Consider the following 25,341-nt stretch of genomic DNA (forward strand, 5'->3'; position numbering starts at 1 on the left):
ACCCATATCTTCCCCCCCCCCACCCCTTACCTCCTCCCCCCCCCCCCCCGCATTTGTCCCCCCCCCCCCCCCCGCCGCCCCCGGGGGCGCCGGCCCCCGCGGGGGCCGCCCGCCGTCAGGCGGCGGCGCGGCCGGCGACGAAGATCCGGGCCTGCTCGGCGACGCGGCGGCCGAGGTGCTCGGCGGTGGCTATGTCGGCCTTGTGCACGCCCTCGGGGCCCTGGTCGTTGTTGGACTGGGCGGCGGCGCCGAGGAAGAAGCCCAGGCGGTTGAGGTCGTTCTCCGAGGCGGTGCTGCTGTTCCAGCCCGGCATCAGGCCGAGGCCGACCCAGTGCATGCCGTGCTGGGCGGCGAGCACGGTGAAGAACTGCAGGGTGTGCAGCTTGTCGCCGCTCTTGGAGGCGGAGTTGGTGAAGCCGGCCGCCAGCTTGTCCTGCCAGGCGCGGGTGAACCAGCGCCTGGAGCTGGCCTCGGCGAAGGCGTGGAAGGCGCCGGAGGCGGTGCCCATGTAGGTGGGCGAGCCGAAGACGATGGCGTCCGAGGCGTCCAGCAGCTCCCACTGCTCGTCGGTGATCCCGGCGACGTCGACCAGGTGGACGGTGGCGCCGGTGTCGGCGGCCCCCGCGCGGACGGCCTCGGCCAGGACGGCGGTGTGGCCGAAGCCGGAGTGGTAGGCGATGGAGACGACGGGCGTGGTCATGGTGGCTCCCTGGACGGTGCTCGCTACGGCGGGGTGCTGGCGCGACCAGCACTGCGTAAAGGTAAGCACTAACTTTTGGAAAGCGCAAGCCTCTGGTTAGCGCTGTGCGGGAGTATGGTGTCTGTATGGGGACGATTGACGAGCACCACGACCAGCTGCCCTTCGACGTCTTCGCCCGCAGCTGCCCCTCGCGCGAGACCCTGGGGCACGTCACCGGCCGCTGGGGCGGCCTGACGCTGTGCGCCCTGCGCGAGGACACCCTGCGCTTCAACGAGCTGCGCCGCCGCGTGGAGGGCGTGAGCGAGAAGATGCTGTCCCAGACGCTGCACGCGCTCGAGCGCGACGGCCTGGTCTCGCGCGACGCGCAGCCGACCAACCCGCCGCGCGTCGACTACGGGCTCACGGAGCTGGGGCAGGAAGTGGCCGACCGGCTGCTGGGCCTCGTCGAGGTGCTGGAGCAGCGGATGCCCGACGTGCTGGCAGCACGCCGCGTGTACGACGCCGAGCGCGCCTGAGCGCCGGCCCCGGCGCTCAGGGGTGGACCCCGACGCTCGGGCCGAGGGCCCCGGTGGTCAGACGGTGGGCCGCGGCGGGCGCTGGCAGCGGGGGCAGAAGTAGCTGGAGCGGTTCATCCACGGGCGCCGGCGGATGGGCGTGCCGCAGCGGCGGCACGGTTCGTCCTCGCGCCCGTACGCGTCCAGGGAACGGTCGAAGTAGCCCGACTGGCCGTTCACATTGACGTAGAGGCTGTCGAAGCTGGTGCCGCCGGCCGCGAGGGCCTCGTTCATGACCTCGCGGATGTGCGTGAGCAGCTCCGCCGTGCGCGGCCGGGTCAGGCCCGCGGTCGGGCGGTCGTAGTGCAGCCGGGTGCGCCACAGCGCCTCGTCGGCGTAGATGTTGCCGACGCCGCTGATCAGCGACTGGTCGAGCAGGGCCCGCTTGATGGTGGTGCGTCGCCGGCGCAGCGCGGCGTGGAAGGCGTCGTCGTCGAAGGCCGGGTCGAGGGGGTCGCGGGCGATGTGCGCGATGACGTCCGGCAGGCCGTCGGGGTCGCCGGGCACGGTCTCGTGCAGCGAGAGGCCGCCGAAGGTGCGCTGGTCGACGAAGCGCAGCTCGGTGGCCTCGGCGTCGGCGAAGCGGAAGCGGATGCGCAGATGTTTCTCGTCGGGGGAGCCCTGGGGCTGGACGAGGAGCTGGCCGCTCATGCCGAGGTGGGCGAGGACCGCGAGCGCGGGGGTGCCGGTGGCGGGCCCGGCCGGCGGCTCGACCGGCAGCCACACGTACTTGCCGCGGCGCCGGGCGGTGCCCAGGCGCTGCCCGGTCAGCCGGGCGGCGAAGTCCTCGGCGCCGGCCACATGGCGGCGTACCGCCCGGGCATGCAGGACCTGCACCGATGCGACGGTGCGGCCGCACACCCAGCGCTCCAGGCCGGAGCGGACGACCTCGACCTCGGGCAGTTCGGGCAACAGTGCTCCTTCGTCGCGATCTTTGTCACTGAAGACGCTGTCACTGCAGACGCGGTCACTCAAGAGGCGTCACTGCAGACACGTCACAGAAGACGCGGGGATACGCCACCGCCGGGCGGCCCACAAGGGGCCGCCCGGCGGTGAGCGGGACGGCACGTCAGCCGGACGCTTCGGCGGTGTCGTCCTGCCCGGCCGCCTCGACCGCGGTACCCGCCTCGGCCGCGGCCTTCTCGGCCTTGACGCGGGCTTCGGCAGCGCTGTTGATGGCGCGCCAGGCGGACTCGGCCGCCTGCTGCTCGGCTTCCTTCTTGCTGCGGCCGGTGCCGGTGCCGTACGCGACACCACCGACGCGGGCAGCAGCCGTGAAGGTCTTCTCGTGGTCCGGACCTGTCTCGGTGACCAGGTATTCCGGCACGCCGAGGCCTTCGATGGCGGTCAGCTCCTGGAGGCTGGTCTTCCAGTCCAGGCCGGCACCGAGGTTGGAGGACTTCTCGATCAGCGGATCGAAGAGCCTGTGCACCAGCTCGGCGGCCGCGTCGAGGCCCTTGTCGAGATAGACCGCGCCGATGACCGCTTCCAGGGTGTCGGCGAGGATCGATGCCTTGTCCCGGCCCCCGGTGCCCTCCTCGCCCCGGCCGAGCCGGATGAAGGAGCCGAGGTCCAGGGTGCGGCCGACCTCGGCCAGCGCCCGTGAGTTGACCACCGCGGCCCGCAGTTTGGCCAGCTGGCCTTCCGGCAGGTCGGGGTGGATCCGGTAGAGGGTGTCGGTGACCACCAGGCCGAGCACGGAGTCCCCGAGGAACTCCAGCCGCTCGTTGGTGGGCAGCCCGCCGTTCTCGTACGCGTAGGAACGGTGAGTCAGCGCACGCACCAGAAGGGCGGTCTCGAGGCTGTACCCGAGCCGCCCTTCCAGAAGCGTGTGGGACGAGGCCGTGTCCGCCGGCGCCTTCTTCGGCGTAGTGGCGTCTGACATGGAGCCTGTCACCCGCCGATCAGACCGCGAGGACCTGGCGCTTGTTGTAGGTGCCGCAGCTCGGGCACGCGATGTGCTGCTGCTTCGGCTCGTGGCAGCGCTCGCACGCCACCAGGGGGGTGACCGCAGCCTTCCACTGCGACCGGCGGTGGCGCGTGTTGCTGCGCGACATCTTCCGCTTCGGAACAGCCACGGCTACTTCTCCTGTGAGTCATCCCCGTTGGCACGGGGTGCGTTGTCCATCTCTCCGGCCGTGTCGCCGGAGAGTCCCTGCAATGCCGCCCAACGAATGTCGACGGTCTCGTGGTGGTGGTCCGGGTCGTCCGCCAGCCGTGCCCCGCACTCGGAGCACAGACCAGGGCAGTCGTCCTGGCACACCGGCTGCAGCGGCAGTGCGAGCACCACCGCGTCGCGCAGCACCGGTTCGAGGTCGAACAAGTCGTCCTCGAGGAAGAGCATGTCCTCCTCATCGTCCTCAACGTCGTCGTCCGCGGCCACGATGCGGCCCCGGGCGTCGGCGTCGGGGTAGGAGTACATCTCCTGGAAGTCCACGTCGAGCTCCTGCTCGAGCGGCTCCAGACACCTTACGCACTCCCCGGTGAGCGGTGCACGGGCGGTGCCTGTGACGAGCACCCCTTCCATGACCGACTCCAGCCGGAGGTCCAGCTCCACCGCGGCGCCCTCTGCCACGCCGATGACCTCGATGCCGAGATCCTGCGGGGCGGGGACGGAGCGGGAGACCCTCTTGAGCGCACCGGGACGCCGGCCCAGCTCGCGCGTGTCGAACACGAGAGGGTTACGGGGGTCGAGGCGGGCGTTCAGGGCTTCCTGCTTTCTACGCTGCGGTGACGGCGACCCCCCGGGTCGAGACACGGCGGGCAGCCCGGATCGCGGGACGTACGCGCGACCGAAGAGCCAGGATACTGGACGGCCCCCGCTGGGCCCAATCCGCCCCCGGGCGGACGGTCCGCGGGGCCGGTCAGTGCCCCTGCTCGTACTGCCTGAGCTGGTTCAGGTCGATCATCGAGGTGTCGAAGAAGCTGGTCTCGTCGAGCGCGGCCGCCTGTCCGCCGCGCCCCTGGGGCTGGGGCGCCTGGTGGGGCTGCCGGTGCGTCTCGACCGGGTAGACGGCCGCCGTGCCGTACGCCTGCGGCGCCTCCTGCGGCTGCCAGGCGTAGGGGTCGGTCTGCTGGTAGCCGCCGGGGACGGCGTAGGGGTCGGCCTGGTGCGGGTAGTGCCCGCCGTAGTCGTAGTCGCCCTGCTGGTGGGAGTAGCCCGCGGCGGGCGCGTAGTCGCCCCAGGCGGGCTCCTGCGGGGCTGCGGGGGCCACCGGCGGCTCCGGGGCCGCCTGGGGGGCGGGAGCGGCCGTCTGGGGGCCGGCGAGGCCCGCCAGGAAGTCCGCGTCGCTGGTGGGCCGGCCCGCGGCCATGCCGTCCTGGGCGGCGAGGTGGGCGCCGAGCTCGTCGACGGGGCGGGCGCCGAGCAGCTTCTCGCGGCCTCGGCCGACGGCCTCCAGGGTCTTGGCCAGCACGGCCGAGACGGCGCTGAGCTTGGCGTCGACGTAGGTGTCGGCGTTGTGGCGCTGGGTGTGTGCGTCGGTGCTGCGCTCGGGGGCGTCGTCGGCCGCCCCGCCCTCGTACCCCTCGTACCCGCCCTGCACCGCTGCGGGCAGCCCGAGCAGCTTCTCGCGGCCGCGGTCGATGGAGCCGCGGGTCTTGGTGAGCACGACCTCGAAGTTGGCGAGCTTGCTGTCGACGTAGTCGTCGGCCCCGGCGCGGATCTCCGCCGCCTCGCGGTGGGCCTCGGCGAGGATGCGGTCGGCCTCCTCGCGGGCGAGGCGGACGACCTCGGTCTCGGCGACCAGGGAGCCGCGCTGGTCGCGGGCGGCCTGCAGGATCCGCTCGGCCTCGGCGCGGGCCTCGGCCACCAGCTGCTCGCGGTCGCCGATCACCTCGCGGGCCCGGTCGAGGGAGCCGGGCAGCGCGGCCCGCACCTCCTGCAGGCCCGCCAGCAGGTCGGCCCGGTTCAGCACGCACGAGGCGGACATGGGCAGGGCACGGGCACCGGCGACGGTCGCGACGATCTCGTCGAGCTTCTTCTGGACGTCCACCTTGACGATCGCCGCCTTCGTGACATCTTCGGGCCCGGCGGGCCCTGGGGAGGGAACGGGGACGACTGTACGGCCGCCGGACCCCGCCCGGCATGCTCTGACGGTCAGTCAGTTCGCGGCTGTCGCGCGAGCCGCTCGCCCAGGGCTTCGAGCACCACCGGCGGCACCAGGTGGGAGACGTCGCCGCCCCAGGCCGCGACCTCCTTGACCAGGCTGGAGGAGAGGAAGCTGTAGGTGGGGTTCGTGGGCACGAAGAGGGTCTCGACGCCGGAGAGGCCGTTGTTCATCTGGGCCATCTGCAGCTCGTAGTCGAAGTCGCTGACCGCCCGCAGCCCCTTGACGATGGCGGGGATCTCGCGCTGCTTGCAGAAGTCGACGAGCAGGCCGTGGAAGGACTCCACCTCCACGTTGCCGTACTCGGCCGTGACCCGGCGCAGCAGCTCTATCCGCTCGTCGACGGTGAACATGCCCTGCTTCGACTTGTTGATCATCACGGCGACGTGGACGACGTCGTACAGCTTTGACGCGCGGGCGATGATGTCGAGGTGCCCATTGGTGACGGGGTCGAACGACCCCGGACAGACGGCGCGGCGCAACGGTGGTTCCTCGCTCTCCGGTCCATTCATGACGTGCCCGAATCCCTGTCGGATGTGCACGCCGAAGCGGCGTGACCGTACCAAAGCGTCCCCTCGCCGTAGCGACGGGCCCTCAGTGCGTCGAACCCCTCCGGCCAGCGGAATTCCCCTCCCCTGGTACTGCGCTCCACAGTGACGAGGGCCTCGTCGGCGAGCCACCCCCTGCGCCGGAGTGTGAGGAGGATCTCCCGAAGATCGTCATCGGTGACCGCGTAGGGCGGGTCGAGGAAGACCACGTCGTACGGCTGCCCCGGGACCGGCCCGGCCACCACCTGCTCGGCCTTGCCGGAGCGCACCTCGGCGCCCGGCAGGCCGACCGTGCGGACGTTGTCGCGGATGACGCGTACGGCACGGGCGTCGGCCTCGACGAGCAGGACGTGCCCGGCGCCGCGCGAGAGCGCCTCCAGGCCGACCGCGCCCGATCCGCCGTACAGGTCGAGCACGCGCATGCCCTGCAGGGTGCCCAGGAAGGACACCCAGGTGGAGAACAGGCCCTCCCGCGCCCGGTCGGAGGTCGGGCGGGTGCCGGTGCCCGGCGGCACGGCCAGGCGGCGTCCGCCGGCGGCGCCGGCGATCACGCGGGTCATGGGTCTTTCCGGTCCTTCGTCGCGGTGCGGGATGCGGGCGCCGGCACGGGCCGTCGCCGGACCCAGCGTATGGCGTCCCCGCGGCGCGGGCTCACAGGGACGGCCGCAGGACGATCCGGCTCGGGCCCTAGCCCTTGTCGAGGTACTCGGCGCGCTCGTGGTCCAGCAGGGCGTCCAGGGCGGTGCGCAGGTCGGGCAGGGCGGCGAGGTCGGGGTCGGCGGCGACCACCGCGGCGGCCTCCTCGCGGGCGGCGGCGATGATCTCCTCGTCGTCGATGACGGCGAGCATCCGCAGCGAGGAGCGCACGCCGGACTGGGCCTGGCCCAGCACGTCGCCCTCGCGCCGCTGTTCGAGGTCGATGCGGGAGAGCTCGAAGCCGTCCAGCGTCGCGGCGACCGCGCCCAGCCGGGCCCGGGCCGGGCTCGCCTCGTGGGCCTCGCTGACCAGCAGGCACAGCCCCGGCGCTGAGCCGCGTCCGACGCGGCCGCGCAGCTGGTGGAGCTGGGAGACGCCGAACCGGTCGGCATCCATGATCACCATCGCGGTGGCGTTGGGCACGTTCACGCCCACCTCGATGACGGTGGTGGCCACGAGCACGTCGACCTCTCCGGCGGCGAAGCGGCGCATCACGTCGTCCTTGGCGTCGGGCTGCATCCGCCCGTGCAGCACCTCCACGCGCAGCCCGGCCAGCGGCCCGGTCGACAGCTGCTCGGCCACCTCCACGACCGCCAGCGGAGGCCGCCGCTCGCCGTCCCCCTCCGCCCCGGTCCCCGCCTCGGCCTTCGCCTTCGCGGCGGTCTTGGCCCGGGCGCCCTCGTCCTCCTCGTCGCCGATGCGCGGGCAGACCACGTACGCCTGGTGGCCCGAGGCCACCTCCTCGCGCACCCGCTCCCAGGCCCGGGCCAGGAAGTGCGGCTTGTCCTTGGCGGGGACCACGTGCGTGGCGATCGGCGAGCGGCCGGCGGGCAGCTGGTCGAGCACCGAGGTCTCCAGGTCGCCGAAGACCGTCATGGCGACCGTGCGCGGGATGGGGGTGGCGGTCATCACCAGCAGGTGCGGGGGCTGGGCGCCCTTGGACCGCAGGGCGTCGCGCTGCTCGACGCCGAAGCGGTGCTGCTCGTCGACCACGACCAGGCCGAGGTCGTGGAACTGCACCTTGTCCTCGATCAGCGCGTGCGTGCCCACCACGATGCCCGCGTCGCCCGTGACGAGGTCGAGCAGCGCCTGGCGGCGGGCGGCCGTGCCCATGGAGCCGGTCAGCAGCACCACCTTGGTGCCCTGCTCGGCGCCACCGAGCATCCCGCCCTCGGCGAGGTCGCCCATCATCTCGGTGATGGACCGGTGGTGCTGCTGCGCGAGCACCTCGGTGGGGGCGAGCATCGCCGCCTGTCCCCCGGCGTCGACGACGGCGAGCATCGCGCGCAGAGCCACCATCGTCTTGCCCGAACCCACTTCGCCCTGCAGCAGCCGGTGCATGGGGTGCTCGGTGGCCAGGTCGTCGAAGATCTCGGCCGAGACGGTGCGCTGGCCCTCGGTCAGAGTGAAGGGCAGTTTGGCGTCGAACGCGTCCAGGAGCCCGCCGGGGGCGGGCTTGCGGGGCACGGCGGGCAGCTGGGAGTCGGCGTGCCGGCGGCGGGCCAGCGCCACCTGCAGCACGAACGCCTCGTCCCACTTCAGGCGGGAGCGGGCGTCGGCGATGTCGGCCTTGGTCCGCGGCCGGTGGACCTTGCGGAAGGCCTCCGGCAGCGGCAGCAGCCCACGGCCCTCGCGCAGCCGCTCCGGCAGCGGATCGCGCACCAGCGCCCAGCCGCCGGCCTCCATGGAGGCGAGGACGGCGTCGACCGCCTTGGAGATCTTCCAGGACTCCATGCGGGAGCAGGCCGGGTACAGCGGGATCAGCTGGTTGGCCCACGCCTCGACGGCGCCCGCCCCGCTGTCCTCGCCGAGCATCTCGTACGCCGGATGGGACAGCTGGCGCACGTTGCGGAAGGTGCCCACCTTGCCGGCGAACATCCCGCGCCGGCCGGGCACGAGCTCCTTTTGGTGGTGGTAGATCGAGCGGCCGAAGAAGACCAGCTGCAGCCGCCCGCTGCCGTCGGTCAGCGTGACCTCCAGGCGCTGCCCGCGCCCGGCATTGAACTTGTGCACGCGGGCGTCGCTGACCTGGGCGACGACGGTGACGTGCTCGTCGAGCGGCAGGTCGGCCAGGCGCGTGAGCTCCCCGCGCTCGGCGTAGCGGCGCGGGTAGTGGTGCAGCAGGTCGCCGACCGTGTGCAGGTCGAGGTGCTCGGCCAGCACCTTCGCGGTGCTGCCGCCGAGGGTCTTCTTGAGGGGTTCTTCCAGCGCGGGCACGGGTCCATTCCACACCACGGCACCGACAGCCGGGTCTATTCGACGCCGATCAGCAGCGGGGGGGCCTGCTGGCCGCCGCGGTAGACGACCGTGTCGACGGCGAGGTGGCCGCCGCGCACGTGCCGACGCAGCCGGTCGGCGACCGCGTCGGGCACGCCGTCGCCCAGCACGAGGGTGACCATCTCGCCGCCGGCGGCGAGCATGCGGTCCAGGACGGTCTCGGCGGTGGCGGCCAGTTCGCCGCCGATGACGGCGACGTCGCCGTCGATCAGTCCCAGCACGTCGCCGGCCTGGCAGACCCCGGCCATCGTCCACGACTGCCGCTCGGCGACGACCAGCTCGGCGTGGCGGGTGGCCCCGGCGGCGGAGGTCATGGCGACGACGTCCTCGTCGAAGCGGCGGGCGGGCTCGTGGACGGCCAGCGCGGCGATCCCCTGCACCGGGGAGCGGGTGGGGATCAGGGCCACCCGTACGCCCTCGGTACGGGCCTGCTCGGCCGCGGCGGCCGCGACGTGCCGCAGGTCGGCGTCGTTGGGCAGCAGCACCACCTCGCGGGCGTTGGCCCGGCGGACCGCCTCCACCAGCTCGCCGCCGGCCGGCGGCTCCCCCGGCCGTACGGCGACGACGGTGGCCCCCGCCTGCGCGCACAGGGCGGCCAGGCCCTCGCCGGGCACGACCGAGACGACCGCCCGCTGCACGGGCTCGGCGGCGTGGGCCGCGCGTTCCTGCGCGGCCGCGCCGAAGTGCGTGATGCGCACGCGGTAGGGGCGGCCGGCGTCGATGCCGGCCTCGACGGCGGCACCGGCGTCGTCGACGTGCACGTGGACGTTCCACAGGCCGTCGCCGCCCACGACCACCAGGGACTCCCCCAGCACGTCCAGGCGGGCGCGCAGCCGGGCGACGGCCGCGTCGTCCGCCTCCAGGAGGTAGATCACCTCGAAGGCCGGGCCGGTGAGGCCGGCGTCGTGCGGTCCGGGCCCCCGGTCGGCGGGGCAGCCCTCGGCCAGCCAGCCGTGGGCGGCCGGGGCCGTGGCCTGCGCCGCGCGGGCGGGCGCCGCCGTGCCGCCGGCCAGCGCCGCGGACAGCGCGCCGAGCACCTCCACCAGGCCCTTGCCGCCCGCGTCGACCACACCGGCGTCCGCGAGGGCCGCCAGCTGGCCGGGGGTGGCCGCGAGCGCGGTACGGGCGCCCTCGTACGCCGCGCCCGCCACTGCGGCGGCGTCCCCGGCGGTCACGGCGGCGGCGTCGGCCGCCGCGGCCGCCACGGTGAGCACGGTGCCCTCCACGGGGCGGGCCACGCCCTCGTACGCCGAGTCCACGGCGCGGCGCAGTGCGCGGCGCAGCAGCGCCGCCCCGTCACCGTGGTGATCCTCGTCACCGGCGGCCGCCAGCACCTCGGCCATGCCGCGCAGCAGCTGGGCCAGGATGGTGCCGGAGTTGCCGCGGGCGCCTATGAGCGCGCCGTGGGCCATCGCCCGGACGGCCTCGCCCAGGCCCGGGCGGGAAGCGGGGCCTGCGGTCGCGTGGGCGTCGAAGACCGCGTCCACGGCGCGGGCGGCGGACTCGACGGTCAGGTAGAGGTTGGTGCCGGTGTCGCCGTCGGCCACGGGATAGACGTTGATCGCGTCGATCTCCTCGCGGGCCCGGCCGAGTGCCTCCAGCGCCAGGGCGCACCAGGTGCGTACCGCCGTGGCCTCCAGCGCTTGCGGCACGTGGGGTCCTCCTCGTAGGTGGGCTCGATCGGTGCTGGAGCAGAGTAGACCGGTGGGCCGCTGCGAGGGGCGGGGCAGGCGGCCCCGGGGCCGGTCATGGTAGTTTCGTTGTCCAGGAGCGGCCGTTGTATGCTGCTCCGGTTGCCTGATGAGAATCAGGCTTTCCCCTGGCAAGCCAGTCACCTTCGACCCGGCACGCCGGGATTTCCCGTAAGTGCATCTGAAGTCTTTGGAGTGACCCGTGGCTGCCAACTGCGACGTCTGCGGCAAGGGGCCGGGCTTCGGCAACAACATCTCCCACTCGCACCGCCGTACGTCCCGTCGCTGGAACCCCAACATCCAGCGTGTGCGTGCCGTGGTCGGTCGGACGCCGAAGCGCCTCAACGTCTGCACCTCGTGCATCAAGGCCGGCAAGGTCTCGCGCTAACTAGCTAGTAGCGCGGCAGCCTCGCCGTTTACCTTGAAAGCCGGTCCCTTCGGGGGCCGGCTTTTTGCATGCGCCTGCGCCTGCGCCTGCCGGCGGATCTTCGTCACGCGCCACCACGGCGCCCCGCGACGAAGATCCGCCGGAGACGGCCTAGAGGTTCCATCCGTGGTGCACCGGGCCGATGCCCGTGCCCAGGGGGAAGCCGGCCGCTATGGCGCCCGTGACGTACTCCTTGGCCGCGGCCACCGCCTCCGGCACCGGGCGTCCGTGGGCAAGGAACGATGCGATCGCCGATGCCAGCGTGCAGCCCGTGCCGTGGGTGTGGCGGTTGTCGTGGCGGGGGGCGCGCAGGCGGTGTTCGCTGGTGCCGTCCGTCAGGAGGTCGACCGCGTCGCCGTCCAGGTGTCCGCCCTTGACGAGCACCCACCGCGGCCCGTACGCCAGTACCGCCTCGGCCGCCGGCCGCAGGTCGGCCTCCGAGCGCACCCGGACGCCCGTCAGCCAGGCGACCTCGTCGAGGTTGGGGGTGGCGATCGTGGCCACGGGCAGCAGTTCGGTGCGGACGGCGTCGAGCGCGGACGCGGCCAGCAGTGCGTCGCCGTGCTTGGAGATGCCCACGGGGTCGACGACGACCGGCACGGAGAGGCCGGCGAGCAGCCCGGCGACCTCCTCCACGAGCTCGGCCGAGGCGAGCATGCCCGTCTTGACCGCCTGGACGCCGATGTCGTCGACGACGCTGCGGAACTGGGCCCGTACCGCCTCGGCAGGCAGGGGCCAGGCGCCCTGGACGCCGCGCGAGTTCTGGGCGGTGACGGCGGTGATCACGCTCATGCCGTGCACCCCGAGGGCGAGCATCGTCTTGAGGTCGGCCTGGATGCCCGCACCGCCGCCGGAGTCGGAGCCGGCGACGGTCAGGACGCGAGGAGGAAGGGACACGGGGTGAATCTACTCGCCGGGCTCCAGGTCGTCGCCGAAGTGGTCCCAGCCGCCCGCCTTGTCCCAGGGGGCGCCGTCGACGGTGACCTGGGGCAGGGCGGAGGGACTGACGACCTCGCCGATGACCTTCCAGCGGGCCGGGAGTTTCACGTCCGGCGGGAAGGTGGCGACGATGGCGTGGTCCTCTCCCCCGGTGAGCACCCACTGCAGGGGGTCGACGCCGACGGCCTGGCCGATGTCGGACATCTGGGTGGGTACGTCGATGGCGGCCGTGCGCAGGTCGATGCGGACCTTGCTGGCCTCGGCGATGTGCCCGAGGTCGGCGATGAGGCCGTCGCTGACGTCGGTCATGGCGGTGGCGCCGAGGGCGGCCGCGGCGGGGCCGGCATGGTACGGCGGTTCGGGCCGGCGGTGGGCCTCGACGAAGGCGCGCGGGGAGCGGAAGCCGCGGGAGAGCACGGCGAGGCCGGCCGCGGACCAGCCGAGCCAGCCGGTGACGGCGACGACGTCGCCGGCGCGGGCGCCGGAGCGGGTGACGGGTTCCTGGTTGCGCAGGTCGCCGAGGGCGGTGATGGCCACGGTGATGGTCTCGCCGCGCACGACGTCGCCGCCGACGACGGCGGCGCCGGCGACCTGGCACTCGTCGCGGATGCCGTCCATGAGCTCGGTGGGCCAGGTGGCGGGGAGCTCGGCGGGCACGACGAGGCCGAGCAGGACGGCGGTGGGCACCGCGCCCATGGCCGCGATGTCGGCGAGGTTCTGCGCGGTGGCCTTACGGCCGACGTCGTAGGCGGTGGACCAGTCGCGACGGAAGTGCCTCCCCTCCAGCAGCACGTCCGTACTGGCCACAACCCGGCGGTCGGGCGCTGCGACCACCGCGGCGTCGTCGCCCGGTCCCAGACGGACCGCCGGGGTGGTGGTGAGCCGGGAGGTCAGCTCTCTGATGAGCCCGAACTCCCCCAGCTCGCCCACGGTGCCTTTCACTGAGCTCCTCCTCGGAGTGTCGGTTGCCCTGATCCTGACTGTTCGTGACGTGCTTCCGCGCCGCGCAGGCCGCGCGGGTCTCCCCGCCGCGGCGGGCGACGCGGTACCGTGGCGTCTCTTCTCCCCACATGATCCTCGTAGCCGCCCTGGAGGTTCCGTGGTACAGGCGTACATCCTGATCCAGACCGAGGTCGGCAAGGCGTCGACCGTGGCCGAAGTCATCGGAAAGATCGAGGGAGTGATCCAGGCCGAGGACGTCACCGGGCCGTACGACGTGATCGTGCGCGCCCAGGCGGACACCGTCGACGAGCTCGGCCGGATGGTGGTGGCCAAGGTGCAGAAGGTGGAGGGCATCACCCGCACGCTGACCTGCCCGGTGGTCCACATCTAGCTCCCCGTATCCTCGGGCCGGTGAAGTCTGCACTCCATCGGCCTTCCGGCCTGCCCGCGCTCGCTCTGCTGCTCGCCGCCACGGCCTGTGCGGTCACGGCCTGCTCGGGGTCCGGCGGTCAGGCCGGGCCCGCGGTGCCGACGCCGCCCGCGGCCGAGGCGGCGCTGTGCCGGGCGCTGCATGCGCAGCTGCCGGCGACCGTGGACGGGCTGAAGCGGCGCGCGACCGATCCTGCGTCGGACCTCACGGCCGCCTGGGGCGACGGCGTGCGCATCACGCTGCGGTGCGGGGTACCCAAGCCGGAGCTCCTCAAGCGGCGGCCCGACGCGGACTCGGTGGACGTGGACGACGTGGGCTGGCTGCCCGAGCGGCAGTCCGACGGCAGCGTCCGCTGCACCACCGTGCGCCGGAACGCCTGGGTCGAGGTGACCCTGCCGAGGAAGGTGGTGGGCGACGCCGGTGACATCAGTGCGCTGACCGATCTCTCCGGCGCCGTCCGCAGGACGATCCCCGAGGGGATCATCTCCTAGCCCTCCCCGGCCGGCGGCTAGCGCAGGCCGGTCGGCCGGCGCAGGGCGGCCTCCAGGAGGCGGTCGACCAGCTCGGGGTAGGTCAGCCCGGTCACCTGCCACATCCGCGGGTACATGGAGATGGGCGTGAAGCCGGGCATGGTGTTGATCTCGTTGATCACGAACTCGCCGTCCTCGGTGAGGAAGAAGTCGGCGCGCACCAGGCCCTCGCAGGAGGCGGCCTCGAAGGCGCGCACGGCGAGCTCCTGGACCTCGCGGGTCTGCTCCTCGGTGAGCGGGGCGGGGACGATGCCGGGGGCCGAGTCGATGTACTTGGCCTCGAAGTCGTAGAAGTCGTGCGCGGAGACCGGCGGGATCTCGGCGGGCACGCTGGCGCGCGGGCCGTCCTCGAACTCCAGCACGCCGCACTCGATCTCGCGGCCGCGCAGCAGCGACTCGACGAGGATCTTCGGGTCGTGGCGACGGGCCTCCTCGATGGCCTCGTCCAGGCCGGCGGGGTCGTCGACCTTGGTGATGCCCATGGAGGAGCCGGCGCGGGCCGGCTTCACGAACAGCGGCCAGCCGTGCTCGCCCGCGAAGTCGACGATCTTCCTGCGGGCGGCGGACGGGTCGTTCTCCCACTCGCGCGGGCGGATCACCACGTACGGGCCGACGGCCAGGCCGAAGGAGGTGAAGACGCGCTTCATGTACTCCTTGTCCTGTCCGACGGCGGAGGCCAGGACGCCGGAACCCACGTAGGGGATGCCGGCGAGGTCGAGCATGCCCTGCAGGGTGCCGTCCTCGCCGTAGGGGCCGTGCAGCACGGGGAAGACGACGTCGACCTCGCCGAGCGCCTTGGGGACGGCGCCGGGCTCGGTGTAGACGACCTCGCGGTTGGCGGGGTCGACGGGCAGCACGACACCGCCCTCGGCCGACTCGGCCAGCTCCTCGACGCTGGGCAGGCTCCGCTCGGTGATGGCCATCCGCTCGGGCTCGTCGGCGGCGAGCGCCCAACGCCCCTCGGTGGTGATGCCGATCGGCAGCACGTCGTACTTGCTGCGGTCGATGGCGCGCAGCACGGCGCCGGCGGTGACCACGGAGATGGCGTGCTCGGAACTGCGACCGCCGAAGACGACCGCGACGCGCGGCTTCCGGGCGGTGCTCTGGGGGGAGGTCTCGCTGCTCATATCGGGTTGAGAGTACCTGGTGGCGTCGGGTGGGTCAGTGGCGCTCGGGCTTGGCGCTGCGCGCCATGAGCTCCTTGAGGGCGACCATGGGCGGCTTGCCCTCGTGGACGATGCCCACGACGGTCTCCGTGATCGGCATGTCGACATGGTGACGCCGGGCCAGATCGAGCACGGATTCGCAGGACTTGACGCCCTCGGCGGTCTGCTTGGTGACGGCGATTGTCTCTTCGAGGGTCATGCCGCGGCCGAGGTTGGTGCCGAAGGTGTGGTTGCGGGAGAGCGGCGAGGAACAGGTGGCGACGAGGTCGCCCATGCCGGCCAGGCCCGCGAAGGTGTGCGCGTCGGCGCCCATGGCCAGGCCCAGGCGGGTGGTCTCGGCCAGGCCGCGGGTGATGAGGGAGGCCTTGGCGTTGTCGCCCAGGCCCATGCCGTCGGCGATGCCGACGGCCAGGGCGATGACGTTCTTCACGGCGCCGCCGAGCTCGCAGCCGACGACGTCGGTGTTGGTGTAGGGGCGGAAGTACGCGGTGTGGCAGGCGGTCTGCAGGCGCTTGGCGGCGTCCTCGTCGCGGCAGGCGACGACGGCGGCGGCGGGCTGCCGGGCGGCGATCTCGCGGGCGAGGTTGGGGCCGGTCAGGACGGCGACGCGGTCCGCGGAGACCTTGGCGACCTCCTCGATCACCTCGCTCATCCGCTTGGCCGTGCCCAGTTCGATGCCCTTCATCAGGGAGACCAGGACGGTGTCGGGGGCCAGCAGGGGCGCCCACTGCGCGAGGTTGCCGCGCAGGGTCTGCGAGGGGACGGCGAGGACGGTGAAGTCGGCGTCCCGGGCGGCCTCGGCGGGGTCGGTGGTGGCCCGTACGGCCGCCGGGAGTTCGACACCGGGGAGGTAGTCGGGGTTGGTGCGGCCGGTGTTGATGGCCTCGACGAGCCCGGCGCGGCGGCCCCACATCGTGACCTCGCAGCCGGCGTCGGCCAGCACCATCGCGAAGGCGGTGCCCCAGGAGCCGGTGCCGTAGACGGCGCAGCGCGTCACTTGCTGTCCTCCTCGGCCGTCGTCGCCTGCCGGGTGCGGGCGGCGGCGCGGGCCTTCTTGGGGTTGTAGGGCTCGGCCGGGGCGGGCTCGTCGCGCAGTTCGGCGAGGAGGTCGGTGATGGCCTTCATGATGACGGCGGTCACCTCGCGCAGCACCTCGGCGGTGGGCTCGCGGTCGTAGTAGGCGGACAGGTCGACGGGCGGGCCGGCCAGCACCTTGAGGGTCTTGCGGGGGAAGAGCCGCAGCTTCTTCTCCTTGGCGTAGGGCGGCATGGCCTCGTTGGCGCCCCACTGGGCGACGGGGACGACGGGGGCGCGGGTGAGCAGCGCCACGCGGGCGGCGCCCGTCTTGCCCTCCATGGGCCACATGTCCGGGTCGCGGGTGAGGGTGCCCTCGGGGTAGAAGGCCACGCACTCGCCCCGGTTGATGGCGTCCACGGCGGCGCGGAAGGCGTTGGCGGCGTCCGCGCTCTCCCGGTAGACGGGGATCTGCCCGGTGCCGCGCAGCACGGCGCCGACGAAGCTGCCCTTGAACAGGCCCGCCTTGGCCAGGAAGCGCGGGACGCGTCCGGTGTTGTACTGGTAGTGGGCGTACGACAGCGGGTCGAGGTACGAGTTGTGGTTGACGGCGGTGATGAATCCGCCGTCGGCCGGAATGTGCTCCATTCCCCGCCAGTCCCGCTTGAAGAGAACCACGAGCGGCGGTTTGGCCAACACCGCGGCAAAGCGGTACCAGAAGCCGATTCTGTGGCGGGACACTCGGACACCCTTCTGTCGGGACCTGGAAGCTTCTCGGGCGCTCTCGCTCACCCGGGGGCCGGACAAGTGTCGCCCCAGGTACCCGGTCTGTCGAGAACACCGTAACCCCGTGCCCCGCCCGGGCCCGCGGCGGCGTTGCACAATGACCCCCGTGCCGACGACGGAGGGGACACAGGTGGGCTGGACGCTGGTGGTGCCGGTGAAGCCCCTGGCCGTGGCCAAGAGCCGGTTGGCGGCGGGCACGGGCGCACTGCCGGCGCCCGCGCTGGCGCTGGCCTTCGCCCAGGACACCGTGGCGGCCGCGCTGGCCTGCGCGGCGGTACGGGATGTGGTGGTCGTCACGGCGGACGCCCGGGCCGGCGCGGAGCTCTCCGCGCTGGGTGCCCGGGTGCTGCCGGAGCCGGCGGGCGGTGGGCTGAACGCCGCCCTCGCACACGGGGCACATCTGGTGCGGTCCCGGTGCCGGCGGGCGGGGGTGGCCACCTTGAACGCGGATCTGCCGGCGCTGCGCCCACGCGAACTCGGCCTTGTGCTCGATTCCGCCGCCGAATTCCCGCGCGCATTTCTCGCGGATTCGGCGGGAATCGGTACGACGCTGCTCGCGGCCGCCCCCGGAATGGAATTGGCTCCCGCGTTCGAGGGCCGCTCCCGGGCCCGGCACGCGGCGTCGGGGGCCCGGGAGATCGCTCTGGCGGGCGTGGATTCCGTGCGCCGGGACGTGGACACCGAGGCGGACCTGCGGGCCGCGCTGGCGCTGGGGGTGGGGCCGCGCACGGCCGCTCTGGCCGGGCGGCTGCCGCTGCCGGGCGCCCCGTAGGGGCGCGGGGAACTGCGCGATCGGCCACCGACGGCCCGCAGCCGACGCGCGACCCCGAGGGCCGGGGCGCAGCACGGCGCTCCGCCTGCGGGCATATCGTGGCTTGTCGCGCAGTTCCCCGCGCCCCTACGGGGCGCGTGACGAAGAACCGCCGGAGACGGCCTAGGCTGCACCCATGCAGGCCACCGCGTACACCTTCGATCCTTCGACCCGCGCCGGGAGCGTTCTCCTGGACGACGGCACGCCCGTGCCCTTCGACGCGGCGGCGTTCGACGCGGGGGGTCTGCGGCTGCTGCGGCCCGGGCAGCGGGTGCGGATCGAGTTCGCGGAGCCGTCCGGCGGGCCGGTGGCGGAGCGCCGGGTGACCCTGGTGACCCTGCAGACGTTCTGAGACCTTCCCCGACACACACCGCGGGCCGGGCTCCCCTGGGGAGCCCGGCCCGGCGCGTTGACGCTGTGCGGTGCGGCCTTCGCCCTACTTCTTGCGGGCGGTGGTCTTCTTCGCGGTGGTCTTGCGCGCGGTGGTGGTGCGGGTGGCGGTCTTCTTGGCAGGCGCGGTCTTCTTGGCCGTCGTCGCCTTCTTGGCCGTCGTCGCCTTCTTCGCCGGGGTGGCCTTCTTCGCCGTCGTCGTCTTCTTGGCGGCGGCCTTGGTGGCCGGGGTGGCCTTCTTCGCCGTCGTCGTCTTCTTGGCGGCGGGTGCCTTCTTCGCCGTGGTCTTCTTCGCGGCTGCGGCCTTCGTCGGGGCGGCCTTCTTCGCCGTCGTCGTCTTCTTCGCCGCGGCGGCCTTCTTGGTCGTGGCCTTCTTGGCCGCGGCCTTGGTGGTGGCCTTGCCACCGGTAAGGCTGCCCTTGGGTGCCTTCTTGACGGAGACCTCGCCGGCCTTCGGGAGCTTCTTGGTACCGCTGACCAGGTCCTTGAAGCCCTGGCCCGCACGGAAGCGCGGCACCGAGGTCTTCTTGACCCGCACACGCTCGCCCGTCTGCGGGTTGCGGGCGTAACGGGCCGGGCGGTCGACCTTCTCGAACGAGCCGAAGCCGGTCACCGAGACCCGGTCACCGGCACACACCGCACGGACGACCGCATCCAGGACCGCGTCGACCGCATCCGCGGCCTGCTGACGGCCGCCGAGCTTGTCGGCAATCGCTTCAACGAGCTGCGCCTTGTTCACGTCTTCCCCTTCGGAGACATTGGCTGGAATGTGCTCCAGCTTTTTCGCACGTTAGGCAGATATATACCGCAAATCAAACACGAAACGGTCTAATCACCCTTGTGCCGCAACGAACCCGGCGCATCACGGAGTTCCGCGCATGCCGGGGTCTTGGGGGAAACGGCCCTCGTCAAGGTCGTTCATCAGCCGGTCCAGACGCCTTGCCGCGCCTTGGAGATCGTGCTTCGCCGAGGCCGTGATGGCCAGCAGCTGCCGGGACAGCGCCATCCGTACGCCCTCCGGGACTTGCAGTGTGCGCACTCTTGCGTGCGCTTCCTTCAGTTGGGCGGCGACGAGCCGGTAAAGCCCGAGTTGGCTGTCGCGTTCCATGCACCGATTGTGCCATCTGAGGCGAGTTGTCGCTTCACAGGCCCTCAACAACGCACCGCGCCCCCTGTCCGAAGACAGGGGGCGCATCATGCCAAACCCAGGGTGAGCAGCGAAAATCCGGGGCCGCGACGGGGGTGGAGGAGCCGGTCGACACTGGGCCAAACGAGCCCGAATCGACTCGTCAGAACGGCGTGGTGACCGGCTTGTACGCGGGCCGGCCCTGCTCGAAGGCGGCGATGTCGACCTCGTGGCGCAGGGTCAGCGCGATGTCGTCGAGCCCCTCCAGGAGCCGCCAGCGGGCGTTGTCGTCAAGCTCGAATCCGGCCGTGATGCCCGCGGCCCGCACCTGGCGGGTCACCAGGTCGACGGTCACCTCGACCGAGGGGTCGGATTCGGTCAGCTCCCACAGGGCCTCGACGGTCTCCTGCGGCAGCACGACGGTCAGCAGACCGTTCTTCAGCGAGTTGCCGCGGAAGATGTCGGCGAAGCGGGAGGAGACGACGGCCTTGAAGCCGTAGTTCTGCAGCGCCCACACCGCGTGCTCGCGGGAGGAGCCGGTGCCGAAGTCCGGGCCGGCGAGCAGCACGGTGGCGCCGGCGCGCTCGGGGCGGTTCAGGACGAACTGCGGGTCCTTGCGCCAGGCCTCGAAGAGGCCGTCCTCGAAGCCGTCGCGGGTGACCTTCTTCAGCCAGTGCGCGGGGATGATCTGGTCGGTGTCGACGTTGCTGCGGCGCAGCGGCACGGCCCGGCCGGTGTGCGTGGTGAAGGCTTCCATGGTCAGGCTCCGGAGAGGGTCGAGGCGTCGGCGAGGTCGGCGGGCGAGGAGAGGCGGCCGGCCACGGCCGTGGCGGCGGCGACTTGCGGGGAGACCAGGTGGGTGCGGCCGCCCTTGCCCTGCCTGCCCTCGAAGTTGCGGTTGGAGGTCGACGCGCTGCGCTCGCCGGGGGCGAGTTGGTCGGGGTTCATGCCCAGGCACATCGAGCAGCCCGCGTGCCGCCATTCGGCGCCGGCCGCGGTGAACACCTTGTCCAGCCCCTCCTCGACCGCCTGCAGGGCCACCCGGACGGAGCCGGGCACCACCAGCATCCGTACGCCCTCGGCCACCGTGCGGCCCTGGAGCACCGCGGCGGCGGCGCGCAGGTCCTCGATGCGGCCGTTGGTGCACGAGCCCACGAAGACGGTGTCGACACCGATCTCGCGCAGCGGCTGACCTGGTGTCAGTCCCATATAGGAGAGCGCGTTTTCGGCGGCGGACCGCTCGGAGGCATCGGCGAAGGAGGCCGGGTCGGGCACGACCGCGGACAGGGGTGCTCCCTGGCCGGGGTTGGTGCCCCAGGTGACGAACGGCGACAGCTCGGAGGCGTCGATGACGACCTCCTTGTCGAAGACCGCGTCGTCGTCGGTGCGCAGGGTGCGCCAGTGGGCCACCGCGGCGTCCCAGTCGGCGCCCCGGGGGGCGTGCGGGCGGTCCTTGAGGTAGGCGAAGGTGGTCTCGTCGGGGGCGATCATGCCGGCCCGGGCACCCGCCTCGATGGACATGTTGCACACCGTCATCCGGGCCTCCATCGAGAGCTTCTCGATGGCCGGGCCGCGGTACTCGATGACGTGGCCCTGGCCGCCGCCGGTGCCGATGCGGGCGATGACGGCGAGGATCAGGTCCTTGGCGGTGACGCCCTCGGGCAGCTCGCCCTCGACGGTGACCGCCATCGTCCTGAAGGGCGCCAGCGGCAGGGTCTGGGTGGCCAGGACGTGCTCGACCTGGCTGGTGCCGATGCCGAACGCGAGCGCGCCGAAGGCGCCGTGGGTGGAGGTGTGGCTGTCGCCGCAGACCACCGTCGTGCCGGGCTGGGTCAGTCCCAGCTGCGGTCCCACTACGTGGACAACGCCCTGCTCGACGTCGCCCAGGGGGTGCAGCCGCACGCCGAACTCGGCGCAGTTGCGGCGCAGGGTCTCCAGCTGGGTGCGCGAGACCGGGTCCGCGATGGGCTTGTCGATGTCGAGGGTGGGGGTGTTGTGGTCCTCGGTGGCGATGGTCAGGTCGAGCCGGCGGACCTTGCGGCCGGCCTTGCGCAGGCCGTCGAAGGCCTGCGGGCTCGTGACCTCGTGGAGCAGGTGCAGATCGATGAAGAGGAGGTCGGGCTCGCCCTCGGCGCGCCGGACGACGTGCTCGTCCCAGACCTTCTCCGCGAGTGTCCGTCCCATCGCTGTCCGTCCTGTGTGGTGGGTGCTGTTCGTTCCAGGTTGGCGCTTCTCCGGGAAAATTGAACTTGCGTTTCACAGAGTGAGACGGAAGTATCGTTGCATGGACAACTCTAGTGGCGCCTCAAGCGGTGTGGGCGTTCTCGACAAGGCGGCTCTGGTACTGAGCGCTCTGGAGTCCGGTCCGGCGACGCTCGCCGGGCTGGTCACGGCGACCGGGCTCGCGCGCCCCACGGCGCACCGGCTCGCGGTCGCGCTGGAGCACCACCGGATGGTGGCGCGGGACATGCAGGGCCGGTTCATCCTCGGCCCGCGGCTCGGCGAGCTCGCGGCGGCGGCGGGCGAGGACAGGCTGCTGGCGACCGCCGGGCCGGTCCTGACGCATCTGCGCGACGTGACGGGCGAGAGCGCGCAGCTCTACCGCCGGCAGGGCGACATGCGCATCTGTGTGGCGGCGGCCGAGCGGCTGTCCGGTCTGCGGGACACGGTGCCGGTGGGCTCGACGCTGCCGATGAAGGCCGGCTCCGCGGCCCAGGTGCTCATGGCCTGGGAGGAGCCGGAGCGGCTGCACCGCGGGCTGCAGGGCGCCCGCTTCACGGCGACGGCCCTCTCCGGCGTACGGCGGCGGGGCTGGGCCCAGTCGATCGGTGAGCGCGAGCCGGGCGTGGCCTCGGTCTCCGCGCCCGTGCGCGGCCCCTCCAACCGCGTGGTGGCCGCCGTGTCGGTCTCCGGCCCCATCGAGCGCCTGACGCGCCACCCGGGCCGCATGCACGCCCAGGCGGTGCTGGACGCGGCGATCCGTCTCACGGAGGCCCTGCGCCGCACGGGGTGAGCCCGCAGGGGGTCCGGGGCCCGCGCCCCGGGCCCCGGCCTTTTCGTCGGCGCCGCATGCAACGAAAAATGCCCCCCGCTTTCGCGAGGGGCATTTTCCTTCCGTGTACCCCCGACCGGATTCGAACCGGCGCTACCGCCTTGAGAGGGCGGCGTGCTAGGCCGCTACACAACGGGGGCTTGCTTTTCTTTTGTCTGCAGACTCGAAAGCAATCTGCGCTGGGCTACCAGGACTCGAACCTAGACTAAATGAACCAGAATCACTCGTGCTGCCAATTACACCATAGCCCATGGTGGTTTTTTAACCAGTACCCCCGACCGGATTCGAACCGGCGCTACCGCCTTGAGAGGGCGGCGTGCTAGGCCGCTACACAACGGGGGCCCTAGCGATTCCCTTGCGGGAACCAGTACCCCCGACCGGATTCGAACCGGCGCTACCGCCTTGAGAGGGCGGCGTGCTAGGCCGCTACACAACGGGGGCTCGCACTGCGTTTTGCTTCGAGAGAGAGTTTATCAAGAGAATTCGAAGCGATTTTCTCTTGCTGGGGTACCAGGACTCGAACCTAGACTAAGTGAACCAGAATCACTCGTGCTGCCAATTACACCATACCCCACCGTAACTCCACCCCCCGTAAGGGGTCTTGTCCGGCTTGCGCCCTCCGCTCCGGCCTCTCGGCCCTCCCGGGCGGCGCAGGAAGAACATTACCCGAAGGTGGACCGGTGACCAAAATCGATAAGCCGGGACCGTGCGGAGGCCGTGAACGGGCCGGTGGACGGGCCGGTGGACGGGCCGGGGAACGACGAGGGCCCGGCGGCCTCGCAGGAGGCTGCCGGGCCCTCGTACGGGCACGGGAGGGGCCGTCAGGCGCCCAGGCGCGCCAGGGCGGCGTCCACGCGCGTGAGGGTGCGGTCGCGGCCGAGGACCTCCAGGGACTCGAACAGCGGCAGGCCCACCGTGCGGCCCGTGACGGCCACGCGGACGGGGGCCTGGGCCTTGCCGAGCTTCAGGCCGTGCTCCTCGCCGGCGGAGACGACGGCGGCCTTGAGGGCGTCGGCGTTCCAGTCCGCCTCGGCGAGCTTGGCGCGGGCGGTGCGCAGCAGGTCGGCCGAGCCCTCCTTCATGGCCTTCTGCCAGGAGGCCTCGTCGTCGACCGGCTCGTCGAGGAAGAGGAAGTCGACGTTGGCGGTGATGTCGGAGAGCACCGTCAGGCGGGTCTGGGCGTGCGGGGCGATCGCCTCCCAGGCGGCCCGGTCGAACTTCTCCGGGGCCCAGGGGGCGTGCGGGGCGCGCAGCCAGGGCTCGCAGGCCTCGGCGAAGGCCTTCGCATCCAGGCGCCGGATGTGGTCGGCGTTGATGGCCTCGGCTTTCTTGAGGTCGAAGCGGGCCGGGTTGGCGTTGACGTCCTCGATGTCGAAGGCGGCGACCATCTCCTCGACGGAGAAGATGTCCTGGTCGGCCGACAGGGACCAGCCCAGGAGCGAGAGGTAGTTCAGCAGGCCCTCGCGCAGGAAGCCGCGCTCCCGGTAGAGGTTCAGGGAGGACTGCGGGTCGCGCTTGGACAGCTTCTTGTTGCCCTCGCCCATGACGTACGGCAGGTGGCCGAAGGACGGCGTGGTGCCGTTGCCGACGCCGATCTCGGCGAGGGCCTTGTACAGGGCGATCTGCCGCGGGGTGGAGGAGAGCAGGTCCTCGCCGCGCAGGACGTGCGTGATCTCCATCAGCGCGTCGTCGACCGGGTTGACCAGCGTGTACAGCGGGGCGCCGTTGGCCCGGACGATGCCGTAGTCCGGCACGTTCTCCGGGGTGAAGGTCAGCTCGCCGCGCACCAGGTCGGTGAAGGTGATCGGCTCGTCGGGCATCCGGAAGCGGACGATGGGCTCGCGGCCCTCGCGCTCGTAGGCGGCCTTCTGCTCGGCGCCCAGGTCGCGGCACGTGCCGTCGTAGCCGGAGGGGCGGCCGGCAGCGCGGGCGGCCTCGCGGCGCTCGTCGAGCTCCTCGGCGGTGCAGTAGCAGTGGTAGGCGTGGCCGGCCTGCAGGAGCTTGGCAGCGACATCCTTGTAGAGGTCCATGCGCTGCGACTGGCGGTACGGCGCGTGGGGGCCGCCCACCTCGGGGCCCTCGTCCCAGTCGAGGCCCAGCCAGCGCATGGCGTCGAGCAGCTGCTCGTACGACTCCTCCGAGTCGCGCGCCGCGTCGGTGTCCTCGATGCGGAAGACCAGGGTGCCGCCGTGGTGGCGGGCGAACGCCCAGTTGAACAGGGCGGTGCGGACCAGACCCACGTGCGGGTTGCCGGTCGGCGAGGGACAGAAACGTACGCGGACGTTCGCGTTAGCCACGCTTGATCACCTTGTTGGTGAGAGTGCCGATGCCTTCGATGGTGACGGCGACCTCGTCGCCGACGTTCAGGGGTCCGACCCCGGCCGGGGTGCCGGTCAGGACGACGTCGCCGGGCAGCAGCGTCATCGCCTCGGTGATGTGGACGATCAGATCCTCGACGGAGCGCAGCATGGCGCTGGTGCGGCCCTGCTGGCGCGGCTCACCGTTGACGGTGCAGGAGATCGCCACGTCGGCGGGGTCCAGCTCGGTCTCGATCCAGGGGCCGAGCGGGCAGGAGGTGTCGAAGCCCTTGGCCCGGGCCCACTGCTTCTCGCGCTGCTGGACGTCGCGTGCGGTGACGTCGTTGGCACAGGTGTAGCCGAGGATCACGTCCTTGACGCGCTCGCGCGGGACCTCGCGGCACATGCGGCCGATGACGACGGCGAGCTCGGCCTCGTGGTGGACCTCGCTGGAGAAGGAGGGGTAGGCGATGGGGTCGCCCGGGCCGACGACCGCGGTCGACGGCTTGAAGAAGGCGACCGGCACCTCGGGCACCTCGTTGCCGAGCTCTGCGGCGTGTTCGGCGTAGTTGCGGCCGATGGCCACGACCTTGTTGGGAAGGACGGGCGGCAGCAGACGGACCTTGCTCAGCGGAATCCGCTGGCCCGAGCGCTCGAATTCCGCGAAGGGGTGTCCCTTGATGATGTCGAGGACGGGACCGTTCTCGGTCGACTCGTCCCCTTCCACGACGCCGAAGGCGACGTTTCCCTCGATGGAGAACCTGGCGATGCGCACGGGAGGCGTTTTCCCCTTGTCGTATGTGGCCGGGTGAATCGGCCGGAGATCGGACACCCCAGGCTATCGCGGGGGGTCCCG

Annotated in this window: 28 protein-coding genes and 5 tRNA genes; 7 read left to right on the forward strand and 26 right to left on the reverse strand. The window is 72.3% G+C overall.

Annotated elements, in window-relative coordinates; genetic code table 11:
• Positions 1-115 precede the first annotated feature (115 nt).
• On the reverse strand, positions 116-700 hold the full coding sequence (locus tag AB0K17_RS11900; protein ID WP_365982866.1) for a flavodoxin family protein: 585 nt from the start codon (positions 698-700) through the stop codon (positions 116-118).
• A gap of 125 nt (positions 701-825) precedes the next feature.
• Between AB0K17_RS11900 and AB0K17_RS11905 the strand changes: the two genes are divergently transcribed.
• Positions 826-1,215 carry a helix-turn-helix domain-containing protein gene (locus tag AB0K17_RS11905; RefSeq protein WP_365968007.1) on the forward strand — a complete coding sequence of 130 codons (390 nt, stop codon included), beginning with the start codon at positions 826-828 and terminating at the stop codon, positions 1,213-1,215.
• Between the two features lie 57 nt (positions 1,216-1,272).
• Here the strand turns inward: AB0K17_RS11905 and mutM are convergent, their stop codons facing one another.
• The 9 genes from mutM to AB0K17_RS11950 form a co-directional block, all read right to left on the reverse strand.
• Positions 1,273-2,166: a bifunctional DNA-formamidopyrimidine glycosylase/DNA-(apurinic or apyrimidinic site) lyase gene (gene mutM, locus AB0K17_RS11910; protein WP_365982867.1), complete on the reverse strand. Its 894-nt coding sequence runs from the start codon at positions 2,164-2,166 to the stop codon at positions 1,273-1,275.
• Between the two features lie 157 nt (positions 2,167-2,323).
• Complete coding sequence (rnc, locus tag AB0K17_RS11915; protein WP_365982868.1) at positions 2,324-3,139, reverse strand: ribonuclease III; 816 nt, start codon at positions 3,137-3,139, stop codon at positions 2,324-2,326.
• Positions 3,140-3,158: 19 nt separating this feature from the next.
• The gene (gene rpmF / locus AB0K17_RS11920; RefSeq protein WP_086575354.1) at positions 3,159-3,332 is read right to left on the reverse strand and encodes a 50S ribosomal protein L32; all 174 of its coding nucleotides are present in this window, start codon (positions 3,330-3,332) and stop codon (positions 3,159-3,161) included.
• A gap of 2 nt (positions 3,333-3,334) precedes the next feature.
• Positions 3,335-3,928 (reverse strand): YceD family protein, encoded by a 594-nt coding sequence (locus AB0K17_RS11925; protein ID WP_365968009.1) that lies wholly within the window; start codon positions 3,926-3,928, stop codon positions 3,335-3,337.
• A 190-nt stretch (positions 3,929-4,118) separates the two neighbouring features.
• Complete coding sequence (locus AB0K17_RS11930; RefSeq protein ID WP_365982869.1) at positions 4,119-5,249, reverse strand: cell division initiation protein; 1,131 nt, start codon at positions 5,247-5,249, stop codon at positions 4,119-4,121.
• A 104-nt stretch (positions 5,250-5,353) separates the two neighbouring features.
• Complete coding sequence (gene coaD, locus AB0K17_RS11935; RefSeq protein ID WP_365968011.1) at positions 5,354-5,875, reverse strand: pantetheine-phosphate adenylyltransferase; 522 nt, start codon at positions 5,873-5,875, stop codon at positions 5,354-5,356.
• On the reverse strand, positions 5,872-6,471 hold the full coding sequence (gene rsmD / locus AB0K17_RS11940; RefSeq protein ID WP_365968012.1) for a 16S rRNA (guanine(966)-N(2))-methyltransferase RsmD: 600 nt from the start codon (positions 6,469-6,471) through the stop codon (positions 5,872-5,874). The genes coaD and rsmD overlap by 4 nt, the downstream gene beginning before the upstream one ends.
• A 127-nt stretch (positions 6,472-6,598) precedes the next feature.
• Positions 6,599-8,824 (reverse strand): ATP-dependent DNA helicase RecG, encoded by a 2,226-nt coding sequence (gene recG / locus AB0K17_RS11945; protein WP_365982870.1) that lies wholly within the window; start codon positions 8,822-8,824, stop codon positions 6,599-6,601.
• Positions 8,825-8,859: 35 nt separating this feature from the next.
• Positions 8,860-10,536 (reverse strand): DAK2 domain-containing protein, encoded by a 1,677-nt coding sequence (locus tag AB0K17_RS11950; protein WP_365982871.1) that lies wholly within the window; start codon positions 10,534-10,536, stop codon positions 8,860-8,862.
• Positions 10,537-10,777: 241 nt separating this feature from the next.
• Here AB0K17_RS11950 and rpmB point away from each other — a divergent pair, with 241 nt between their 5' ends.
• Positions 10,778-10,963, forward strand: a complete 186-nt coding sequence (gene rpmB, locus AB0K17_RS11955; RefSeq protein WP_003957616.1) for a 50S ribosomal protein L28 — start codon at positions 10,778-10,780, stop codon at positions 10,961-10,963.
• Between the two features lie 150 nt (positions 10,964-11,113).
• On the opposite strand, the gene thiD is transcribed toward rpmB, so the two are convergent.
• A complete protein-coding gene (gene thiD / locus AB0K17_RS11960) occupies positions 11,114-11,899 on the reverse strand; it encodes a bifunctional hydroxymethylpyrimidine kinase/phosphomethylpyrimidine kinase (RefSeq protein ID WP_365968015.1) in 786 nt (261 codons plus the stop codon).
• Between the two features lie 9 nt (positions 11,900-11,908).
• Complete coding sequence (locus tag AB0K17_RS11965) at positions 11,909-12,883, reverse strand: thiamine-phosphate kinase (RefSeq protein ID WP_365968016.1); 975 nt, start codon at positions 12,881-12,883, stop codon at positions 11,909-11,911.
• A gap of 157 nt (positions 12,884-13,040) precedes the next feature.
• Here AB0K17_RS11965 and AB0K17_RS11970 point away from each other — a divergent pair, with 157 nt between their 5' ends.
• On the forward strand, positions 13,041-13,274 hold the full coding sequence (locus AB0K17_RS11970; protein ID WP_190063090.1) for an Lrp/AsnC ligand binding domain-containing protein: 234 nt from the start codon (positions 13,041-13,043) through the stop codon (positions 13,272-13,274).
• Positions 13,275-13,294: 20 nt separating this feature from the next.
• Positions 13,295-13,804, forward strand: coding sequence for a DUF3515 domain-containing protein (locus tag AB0K17_RS11975; RefSeq protein ID WP_365982872.1), 510 nt, complete (start codon positions 13,295-13,297; stop codon positions 13,802-13,804).
• Between the two features lie 17 nt (positions 13,805-13,821).
• On the opposite strand, the gene AB0K17_RS11980 is transcribed toward AB0K17_RS11975, so the two are convergent.
• Genes AB0K17_RS11980 through AB0K17_RS11990 form a run of 3 tightly spaced genes read right to left on the reverse strand, consistent with a single transcriptional unit; the run spans position 13,822 to position 16,764 of the window.
• Entirely contained in the window at positions 13,822-14,970 is a 1,149-nt protein-coding gene (locus AB0K17_RS11980) for a D-alanine--D-alanine ligase family protein (RefSeq protein ID WP_365968018.1), read from the reverse strand.
• A 34-nt stretch (positions 14,971-15,004) separates the two neighbouring features.
• Positions 15,005-16,006: an NAD(P)H-dependent glycerol-3-phosphate dehydrogenase gene (locus AB0K17_RS11985; RefSeq protein WP_365968019.1), complete on the reverse strand. Its 1,002-nt coding sequence runs from the start codon at positions 16,004-16,006 to the stop codon at positions 15,005-15,007.
• Positions 16,003-16,764 carry a lysophospholipid acyltransferase family protein gene (locus AB0K17_RS11990; RefSeq protein ID WP_365968020.1) on the reverse strand — a complete coding sequence of 254 codons (762 nt, stop codon included), beginning with the start codon at positions 16,762-16,764 and terminating at the stop codon, positions 16,003-16,005. The genes AB0K17_RS11985 and AB0K17_RS11990 overlap by 4 nt, the downstream gene beginning before the upstream one ends.
• A gap of 175 nt (positions 16,765-16,939) precedes the next feature.
• Here AB0K17_RS11990 and cofC point away from each other — a divergent pair, with 175 nt between their 5' ends.
• Positions 16,940-17,581: a 2-phospho-L-lactate guanylyltransferase gene (gene cofC / locus AB0K17_RS11995; RefSeq protein WP_365968066.1), complete on the forward strand. Its 642-nt coding sequence runs from the start codon at positions 16,940-16,942 to the stop codon at positions 17,579-17,581.
• Between the two features lie 175 nt (positions 17,582-17,756).
• Positions 17,757-17,972 carry a hypothetical protein gene (locus tag AB0K17_RS12000; protein WP_365968021.1) on the forward strand — a complete coding sequence of 72 codons (216 nt, stop codon included), beginning with the start codon at positions 17,757-17,759 and terminating at the stop codon, positions 17,970-17,972.
• Positions 17,973-18,056: 84 nt separating this feature from the next.
• Here AB0K17_RS12000 and AB0K17_RS12005 read toward each other — a convergent pair whose 3' ends face one another.
• The 4 genes from AB0K17_RS12005 to leuC all read right to left on the reverse strand — a co-directional run bounded on the left by AB0K17_RS12005 (position 18,057) and on the right by leuC (position 21,320).
• Positions 18,057-18,749 (reverse strand): HU family DNA-binding protein, encoded by a 693-nt coding sequence (locus tag AB0K17_RS12005; RefSeq protein ID WP_365968022.1) that lies wholly within the window; start codon positions 18,747-18,749, stop codon positions 18,057-18,059.
• Between the two features lie 123 nt (positions 18,750-18,872).
• Positions 18,873-19,118, reverse strand: coding sequence for a hypothetical protein (locus tag AB0K17_RS12010; RefSeq protein ID WP_365968023.1), 246 nt, complete (start codon positions 19,116-19,118; stop codon positions 18,873-18,875).
• A gap of 181 nt (positions 19,119-19,299) precedes the next feature.
• A complete protein-coding gene (gene leuD, locus AB0K17_RS12015) occupies positions 19,300-19,893 on the reverse strand; it encodes a 3-isopropylmalate dehydratase small subunit (protein ID WP_365982873.1) in 594 nt (197 codons plus the stop codon).
• Between the two features lie 2 nt (positions 19,894-19,895).
• Positions 19,896-21,320 carry a 3-isopropylmalate dehydratase large subunit gene (gene leuC, locus AB0K17_RS12020; RefSeq protein ID WP_365982874.1) on the reverse strand — a complete coding sequence of 475 codons (1,425 nt, stop codon included), beginning with the start codon at positions 21,318-21,320 and terminating at the stop codon, positions 19,896-19,898.
• A gap of 100 nt (positions 21,321-21,420) precedes the next feature.
• Between leuC and ndgR the strand changes: the two genes are divergently transcribed.
• Positions 21,421-22,149, forward strand: coding sequence for an IclR family transcriptional regulator NdgR (gene ndgR / locus AB0K17_RS12025; protein WP_365968025.1), 729 nt, complete (start codon positions 21,421-21,423; stop codon positions 22,147-22,149).
• 106 nt (positions 22,150-22,255) lie between these two features.
• Here the strand turns inward: ndgR and AB0K17_RS12030 are convergent.
• The 7 genes from AB0K17_RS12030 to AB0K17_RS12060 form a co-directional block, all read right to left on the reverse strand.
• Positions 22,256-22,328, reverse strand: a tRNA-Glu gene (locus AB0K17_RS12030).
• Positions 22,329-22,367: 39 nt separating this feature from the next.
• Positions 22,368-22,439, reverse strand: a tRNA-Gln gene (locus AB0K17_RS12035).
• A gap of 18 nt (positions 22,440-22,457) precedes the next feature.
• Positions 22,458-22,530 (reverse strand) — tRNA-Glu (locus AB0K17_RS12040).
• 26 nt (positions 22,531-22,556) lie between these two features.
• Positions 22,557-22,629, reverse strand: a tRNA-Glu gene (locus tag AB0K17_RS12045).
• 61 nt (positions 22,630-22,690) lie between these two features.
• Positions 22,691-22,762 (reverse strand) — tRNA-Gln (locus AB0K17_RS12050).
• A gap of 247 nt (positions 22,763-23,009) precedes the next feature.
• Positions 23,010-24,485, reverse strand: coding sequence for a glutamate--tRNA ligase (gltX, locus tag AB0K17_RS12055; RefSeq protein ID WP_365968026.1), 1,476 nt, complete (start codon positions 24,483-24,485; stop codon positions 23,010-23,012).
• Entirely contained in the window at positions 24,478-25,260 is a 783-nt protein-coding gene (locus tag AB0K17_RS12060) for a fumarylacetoacetate hydrolase family protein (protein ID WP_365968027.1), read from the reverse strand. The genes gltX and AB0K17_RS12060 overlap by 8 nt, the downstream gene beginning before the upstream one ends.
• Positions 25,261-25,341: the final 81 nt, after the last annotated feature.

The sequence above is a fragment of the Streptomyces sp. NPDC049585 genome (genome assembly GCF_040675615.1).
Lineage (GTDB): Bacteria > Actinomycetota > Actinomycetes > Streptomycetales > Streptomycetaceae > Streptomyces > Streptomyces luteosporeus.